Origin of the sequence: Aestuariivita boseongensis, assembly GCF_001262635.1 — a bacterium.
GTDB classification, from domain to species: Bacteria; Pseudomonadota; Alphaproteobacteria; order Rhodobacterales; family Rhodobacteraceae; genus Aestuariivita; species Aestuariivita boseongensis.
The window spans coordinates 100,519-107,290 of sequence record NZ_JXYH01000006.1 but is presented as its reverse complement, the minus strand read 5'-3'; the positions used below and the strand labels follow the sequence as shown (position 1 = coordinate 107,290).

At 54.1% G+C, this 6,772-nt stretch carries 6 protein-coding genes and 1 tRNA gene; all 7 read right to left on the bottom strand.

The window, feature by feature from the left end; translation table 11 throughout:
• Nucleotides 1-36: 36 nt before the first annotated feature.
• The 7 genes from TR61_RS04340 to TR61_RS04310 all read right to left on the bottom strand — a co-directional run bounded on the left by TR61_RS04340 (nucleotide 37) and on the right by TR61_RS04310 (nucleotide 6,705).
• Nucleotides 37-729, bottom strand: a complete 693-nt coding sequence (locus TR61_RS04340) for a glycosyltransferase family protein (protein WP_050928340.1) — start codon at nucleotides 727-729, stop codon at nucleotides 37-39.
• On the bottom strand, nucleotides 729-2,243 hold the full coding sequence (locus tag TR61_RS04335) for a glycosyltransferase family 2 protein (protein WP_050928339.1): 1,515 nt from the start codon (nucleotides 2,241-2,243) through the stop codon (nucleotides 729-731). The genes TR61_RS04340 and TR61_RS04335 overlap by 1 nt, the downstream gene beginning before the upstream one ends.
• A gap of 15 nt (nucleotides 2,244-2,258) precedes the next feature.
• Nucleotides 2,259-2,882: an HAD family hydrolase gene (locus tag TR61_RS04330; RefSeq protein WP_050928338.1), complete on the bottom strand. Its 624-nt coding sequence runs from the start codon at nucleotides 2,880-2,882 to the stop codon at nucleotides 2,259-2,261.
• Nucleotides 2,879-3,535, bottom strand: coding sequence for a PI-PLC domain-containing protein (locus TR61_RS04325; RefSeq protein ID WP_050928337.1), 657 nt, complete (start codon nucleotides 3,533-3,535; stop codon nucleotides 2,879-2,881). The genes TR61_RS04330 and TR61_RS04325 overlap by 4 nt, the downstream gene beginning before the upstream one ends.
• Before the next feature lie 233 nt (nucleotides 3,536-3,768).
• On the bottom strand, nucleotides 3,769-5,010 hold the full coding sequence (locus TR61_RS04320) for an adenylate/guanylate cyclase domain-containing protein (RefSeq protein WP_082181842.1): 1,242 nt from the start codon (nucleotides 5,008-5,010) through the stop codon (nucleotides 3,769-3,771).
• Between the two features lie 488 nt (nucleotides 5,011-5,498).
• Nucleotides 5,499-5,573: transfer RNA gene (locus TR61_RS04315), tRNA-Gln, on the bottom strand.
• A gap of 136 nt (nucleotides 5,574-5,709) precedes the next feature.
• A complete protein-coding gene (locus TR61_RS04310) occupies nucleotides 5,710-6,705 on the bottom strand; it encodes an NADPH:quinone reductase (protein WP_050928335.1) in 996 nt (331 codons plus the stop codon).
• Between the last annotated feature and the right edge of the window lie 67 nt (nucleotides 6,706-6,772).

Below are 6,772 nucleotides of genomic sequence, written 5' to 3'. Positions count from 1 at the left end.
CAATCAGATCGGGCTGCTCACATTGATGTCTAAATCTTAGGTAACTTTCACGTCAATCACATCCCTAACTTGGGACAAAGACACAGTCTTCCCCTGCGCGCGCACACCATTGAACAGCGGGCAAACAAAGAATAGCCCGTTGTAAGTCTGCGTCGCTTCGTTCTCCATTGCATGTGCTATCGCGCGCAGGAAAACCGATGCGCCGGAAAAGATATAGGTACCCGCGGATGCATTCTTGGAAATAACCCGCTTCTCTGCAGCTTCTACGAACGTGCCGTCAGCATCACAGCGAAGGTAGCTGTAGACAGGGTTTGCGCTGTCAAAGGTCAAAGCGACTCCACCGCAGTTCTCCTCCTGCGCAAAGAGAGCTTCTGGATCTAGATCGCTGGAGTACTGGATATCTGCGAGGTCCACGATAACCGGTTCTTCAGCGCTGGCATAAGCCGTCATGCCGCCCAAAGCGCTTACCGCCGAACCACGGGTGATTGCTGATAGAAACACGACCTTCGCGCCAGGAAACCACGCTTCTAGGTAGGATGAGGCGAAAGACCTTGTTTCCCGTCTGTCAATCAAAACAAAAACATACTTTTCCGACCGCACACGCGTGGCCCATGGCCGGGAGTTTAGGATCTTGTGCAAAAGGTGGCCGTTACAAAAGGTCTGGGTTGCCTTTACCGTACCGTCGGGCAGGATGAAATCTGGCCCAGCCAATGGAACGATGATAAGCATCAGTTCGGGCTGTCTGCGGACGCAGGCGCACCTATGTGGGACAGGTACAAGGAAAGGTCATCTGGAGTGCCCAGACCATGCATTGCTGTCATCGGAACCTCATAGGCCCCGATACGCGCACCCCTAGAAATCATATAGTTATAGATGGGGCAGGTATAAAACTCTCCATTCACTCGCTCATTGGCGGCGATCATGTCAGCCGCGGCACCGACAAAGTCGTGTCCCCTCCGAAATAGGTATATACCCGCGGTCGCAAGGTCAGAGATCGGCTTCTTCTCGGCTACTTCCGTCACAAGGCCTTCATCATTTACTTTGGCAAAGGACCATTTCTTATCCATTTCCGGATCCCGGAACACGAGAATCGATCCATCCAGCCCGCGGGCCAGGCAATCACGCACAAAATCTGTCACGTCGAAGTCAACAAGTTGGTCAGAATTTGCAACGATCAGAGGGTTTTGGTTGTCGAAAACATCACGCGCGAGCAGTACTGTGCAAGCGGTACCTTCGGTGAGGCGATCTACAGGCACAATCTTGATCCCGTCGGTCTCCAACGTCTGCACAATTCCCGGTTGGCTCTTTGTATGCTCTCGTCGCAACAGAACCGATGTCTTGCCACCAAGCGGTGACACGTTGCGCACCACGTTCTTTAACATTGGTTCGCCAGCCACGTCGATAAAAGGTTTGGGTTTTTTCCATCCCTGTTTGGCAAATCGTGAGCCCGCGCCCGCTGCAGGAATAATCACGTTAACCTTGGATCCGATATCCTGACCGTCGCGGAGGGCTGCGGCCGCCTGCGAGCGTTCGAATGTGGCGATGCGCTCGGGGGAAAAGAAGCTATGATAATGCTGCGCGTCTATGCGCGAATGCACCACAGAACGGTTCATCAGGAGTGTTTCGTTCAGAGATGCGCTTATGAAGTAGATGCCCTCTTCACTGGCCGCGTTAAGGATCGCACGTTTTGCCGCCTCTAAGAAAGTTTCGGCCTCTTTGAAATAATAGACACCCGCGATTGCATTGCGTGACATTACCCTTTTTTCAAAGGCTTGCTGTACCTGATAGCCGCCATCATCCACGATGTAGGACCATCGCGGGTGCACTGCATCGAAGGTGACGACTCCTGCGTCCGCCTCCAATTGGCGGAAACGGTCGATATGCGCGGCCAAGTTAGCGGTGATGATCTGATCGCTGTTTACAATCAGCAATTCCTCGGCCTTGTCCAGCTTGTCGATAGCCAAAAGGCACGAACACAGTGCACCCGATGTGTTTCCAGTGCGCTCAACGATCGCCGCATCTTGACCTGCTGCCAGTTGCAGGATCTGCGAAAGCGAAAAGGCTCGCGCTTCTTCTCGTTCAACCACGAAGACAAAATCGGATCCGCCGAAGGCTGATTTTAGCGCACTAACCACCAAAGTGATCATAGGTTGGCCCGCAACTTCTATCAAAGGCTTGGGAAAGAAATACTCTTCGACCGGGAAAAAAGATGAGCGAGAAGAAATCGGAACAAGTATCTGCATTGCTACCACCTTGCCTCAGTGCTGCTCGATCTCGGCTATGCGTGCCCTAATCGCCTGATAGGTTACATCCGCTGGAACCCCGATTTGCATAAGGTGTCCACCGCTTGCCAAAGCGGCCTCGATCCCGTGATCATTGTCTTCGAGGATCAGGCATTCCTTCGGTGAAACCCCAAGGATTTCCATAGCTTTGGTATACATTTCCGGATCAGGTTTGCCTTTGGACACGTCCTCGTTAGACAGCATTGTATCGATGAACGACGACAATCCAGAGAGCTGCAACATGGCCTCCACCGATTGACGTACAGAGTTTGAACACACGGCTGTAAGGTAATTGTCGTTCTTTAAGCGGGATAGTGCAAATTGGTGATGAAACACAGGCTTACAGCGCTGGTGGCTCAACTCCATAGTATAGGACTGCTTCAGCGAATTTAGAAATTCGTGAAGCCCTTCCGGTAATCCGCGTGACTTTGTAAGCATTTTCAGTTTTTGCCGCGTCGGCAACCCGTCAAAGGTCGAAAGATGGCTTTCGCGGCTAATAGTATACCCAAAGTGGCCTAGTGCGCGATTCAGCGCGTCGTAGTGCCAGTCTTTTGCATCGATCAGCACACCGTCCATATCAAATAGAATTGCCTTAATCATTTATCCGTTCCTAAGAATTCGAAGGCTTGCAGCGGATGGTCGGTGCACAACTCCAGTTTGGGGTTCTGATTGATACCAGTCGTTTTGATATTCTTCCATAGCCCGTCTGGCGAGCGCCCATGCAATTCGGAAGATACGATCGCAACGCGATACCCTAAAGCGAGGTATTCGACAGCTTTAGCCACCTGAGGAAATTCCCCGGTAAAATCATCAATCCATATCCCCTGGGCGCTATCAAGAAATGCAGGCAGCGGCTCATATTCGCTCATGCGGGTGTAAAAGGGTAGCTTGTGCCGCAGATAGCCCAGCGTATCTGGCACCGACATGTCGAACGCGTATACGTTTTCTACAGGCACTCCGGTACCGTCCAGCAAGGTTTCCAAATCTTTTTGCAGTCCATCTGCTTTGATGTTTAGGGCGATCCGACCGTCTGATCCGAGCTCCTTGTAGTGCGACAAGAATTCGCTGGCCAATAAAGGCTGCGCGGACACATCCACCGGATCATGAGACACATAGAGTTTTCCGGCGGAGTCACGACAATCCGTCTCGATACCAAAGCCTTGGTTCAGCGCCGCGCGTAGGGCAGCACGACCGTTGCGCTCAGCGGTATCTGTCCAGAGCCCACGATGGGCGAGTATGTTGTTGCGATCCAATTGCCTGCTGCTTTGCTAAACTTTGCTGTTCCCTAACTTGCGAACGCAGCATTGTGAAGCAGAAAGCATGTCTGCAAGCGATTTCGTCACTGGCTTGAACTGCTAGCTGAGTCAGACACAACTCGCGTGCTGTCAGTGTTGTCCGCGAAGCAGACGTTCAGGCCGCCTCATGCCGCTGCAAGGCAGCGAATGACGGCTTCGAGCCCAATGCGGGCATAAAGTACTGGTGTGATTTAAACCTTTGCACCGGCCAGCCACCAAGTCTCCACGGCCCCAATCCCCTTGACCTCGACCGTGCCTCTTGGCTCAAACTCGTAATCCGCGTCCAGCTCCTCCTTGGCAGCTGTCGTCACCTGAATGCGTCCCGGCTCCCCGTGGCTCTCCATCCTGCTCGCGGTATTCACTGTCTCACCCCAGACGTCATAGAACAGCTTGCGGTTCCCTATGACACCCGCCACCGCTGGCCCCGCGTGTAGGCCAATGCGCACCTGGAGCCCCTCGGGGAACTCAGGGGCCATGGCTTCCACAGTACGTTGCATGTCCAAAGCCATCTTAGCCACCCGGTGGACTGGGTCGCCGCAAGGGTTCGGCATTCCTGCCGCCACCATGTAGGCGTCTCCAATGGTCTTGATCTTTTCCAATCCATGCTTTTCGGCCAGTTCATCGAAGGCACGGAAGATTTTGTTAAGGAACCCCACCACCTCTTCTGGAGGTAACGTTGCGGCACGGGGAGTGAAATCCACGATGTCCGCGAAGAGGATCGCCACCTGAGGAAGGCTGTCAGCGATGGTTTGATCGGGTTCTACCTTCAGTCGTGCCGCGATGTCTTCGGGGAGGAGGTTATATAGGAGAGCCTCCGACCGAGCGTGCTCTACTTCCAAGGCGTCCTCGGCTGTATCTGCTTTTCTCAAAAGCACAAACCCTGTTCCAGTTATGAATGCCATCGAAACTAGGATCATCGAGGTCCGCAGCAACGCGAGAAGAGCATTGTCAATCTTTATGAACTTTGCTGGTTCCTCAAATGCGTTCACCCCGATCACAAGCGAAGCGGAAGACATGGCAAAAACGCCTATAATCAGTGGTTTATGCTCACTTCCCGCCACTAGAAGAACGATCAGCGGTGCTATCACGATGACCACATAGAGTCCCGAGTCACGACCAAGTAACCACGTTAGAAGCAAGAATGCAGCGCAGGCATTCGCAGGACCCAAGAGGTTGCCCAATGTAAAGCTTCTTTGGACAACATACGGATTAGCGAGCTGATAGCAGAGCAGCAGCATCGCCAAGCTGGCGGGCCACAAACCTTGAAAGTCATAAATGACAAATCCAAGAGCGTAGATGATTGGAAGCAATCCTGCTGTCAGGGAAAAGATGTTACGAACATAGCGCGCCCGATCACGTCGCGACGATGAACCATCGCGGCCAATCTCCATATAGCCGGTAAAGCCATCACGTATCGCATTAAGAACGGTCAAGTACCGCTTCCTCAAACCCACAACGCTGCGTTAGCTATTACTTCTAAAGTGAAATGTAGATCACTGCCAATTCTGATCGTAGAGCAGTTCCTATGGCAGCGAAGTCCGCAAATCGGACGTATCGCCAATTTCAACGAACGTCTGGTCGCGCCAAAAGCGGTCGTTGGCAATTTCTGCACTGTTTTCAGGTGTCACCACGGCGGCCAAGGAAGGACTTGTCGGTGATTGCGAGTTCGAGCCTCGCGGGACCGTCGAGGTGAAGGGGTTGGGCGAGGTAGAGACGTGGTTTTTGGCAGGACGTAAGGCCGGCATTGGACTAGCGTGAAATTGCGTTTGAGCCGATAGGCCCAACTAGGCGGATGCTAGACGACCCAATCAGTCAGTTTTGGATGGACAGTGTTTTTTGGCTATTGGTGGGAAAAATGGTGGGGACAACCTGCAATACACGCAGGTTTTCACAATCAAATCAATGTTTTAATCTGATTTTGTGGCTGGGGTGGTAGGATTCGAACCTACGATACACGGTACCAAAAACCGCTGCCTTACCACTTGGCTACACCCCAACGGTGAGCGGCTAATTACGCCGCCCGGTCCAGCTGTTCAAGCCCGATTCTTCGGAAAAATTGCGCAAAGCAATCTGGACCTTCGGAATGACCCCAAGAGAGGCGGGAAAGGCCCCTCGCCAAGACGGGTTCACGTTCAAAACGTCCCGGTTTCAACCAGAACCGCGCCCGCACGTTTACCCGCCTCGACGGCCTGATGCGCCTGGGCTGTCTGCTCCAACGAAAACACCGCTTCTATGGGGCAGTGCAGGGCACCAGTTTGCACGGCCTCATTCAGCGTCCGAACCATGTTCGCGCGCTGCTCTGTGGTCAGGATATAGACCAACGCCAGATCCAGTGTGACCGCTTTGAACATCAGCGGCATGAACGGCATCACCGGCGCCGGTTCAAGGGCCGAGCCATAGGCGCATATCGTTCCGTTCGGTGCAATCATCTCGGTGTTCACTGCGATGTTCAGTCCGAATTCCGGTTCGATGATCCGGTCAACCATATGCCCGCCATTTGCGTCCAGAACCTCCGCCACCAGATCGGGGCTGGTGAAATCGAATACATGTTCCACGCCCAGATCCCTGACACGCCGGGCCCCCTCTCCGCGCGCTGTGGCGATTACCTTTGCACCACCCCAAAGCGCTAGTTGCACCGCGAGGAAACCAACCGTTCCCGCCGCGCCTTGAAACAAAACGGTTTTGCCGCTGATCGGCGCCCCATTGAAAATCGTATAGCAGGCGGTCAGACCGGGAATGCCCAGCACCGCGCCGGTTTTCAGATCGGCGCCATCGGGCAGCTTTACCGCCTGGTCCGAGGGCAGGGTGATCTCTTCCGCACAGGTGCCGAAGGCGCGTTGCCACTGCCCGTTCCAGATCCAGACCCTTTCGCCGATCCGGTCTTTTGACACGCCGTCGCCAACGGCATCGATCACGCCCGAGCCGTCGGAATGCGGAATGATCACCGGGAAGGGCGGTTTGGTCACGCCGGGGCGCGCGCCTGCACGGGCTTTCACGTCCGAAGGGTTCACGCCGGAAAAGGCCAGCGCCACGCGCACCTCTCCGGGGCCGGGATCGGGGCTTTCGATATCGGCCAGCGTCAGCACATCTGTAGCTGCGCCGAAACTATCGTAGGTTATGGCTTTCATTGTCAGATCCCTTGCGTGTTCGTGCCGTCACGTTCCTGCTTTCCCGTGACCGGTTTCCGCGTAGCAT

Excerpts from the sequence above, each read along its gene's own strand:
- TR61_RS04335 (WP_050928339.1), bottom strand. The coding sequence starts at position 2,243 with ATGCAGATACTTGTTCCGATTTCTTCTCGCTCATCTTTTTTCCCGGTC.
- TR61_RS04330 (WP_050928338.1), bottom strand. The coding sequence starts at position 2,882 with ATGATTAAGGCAATTCTATTTGATATGGACGGTGTGCTGATCGATGCA.
- TR61_RS04340 (WP_050928340.1), bottom strand. The coding sequence starts at position 729 with ATGCTTATCATCGTTCCATTGGCTGGGCCAGATTTCATCCTGCCCGAC.
- TR61_RS04310 (WP_050928335.1), bottom strand. The coding sequence starts at position 6,705 with ATGAAAGCCATAACCTACGATAGTTTCGGCGCAGCTACAGATGTGCTG.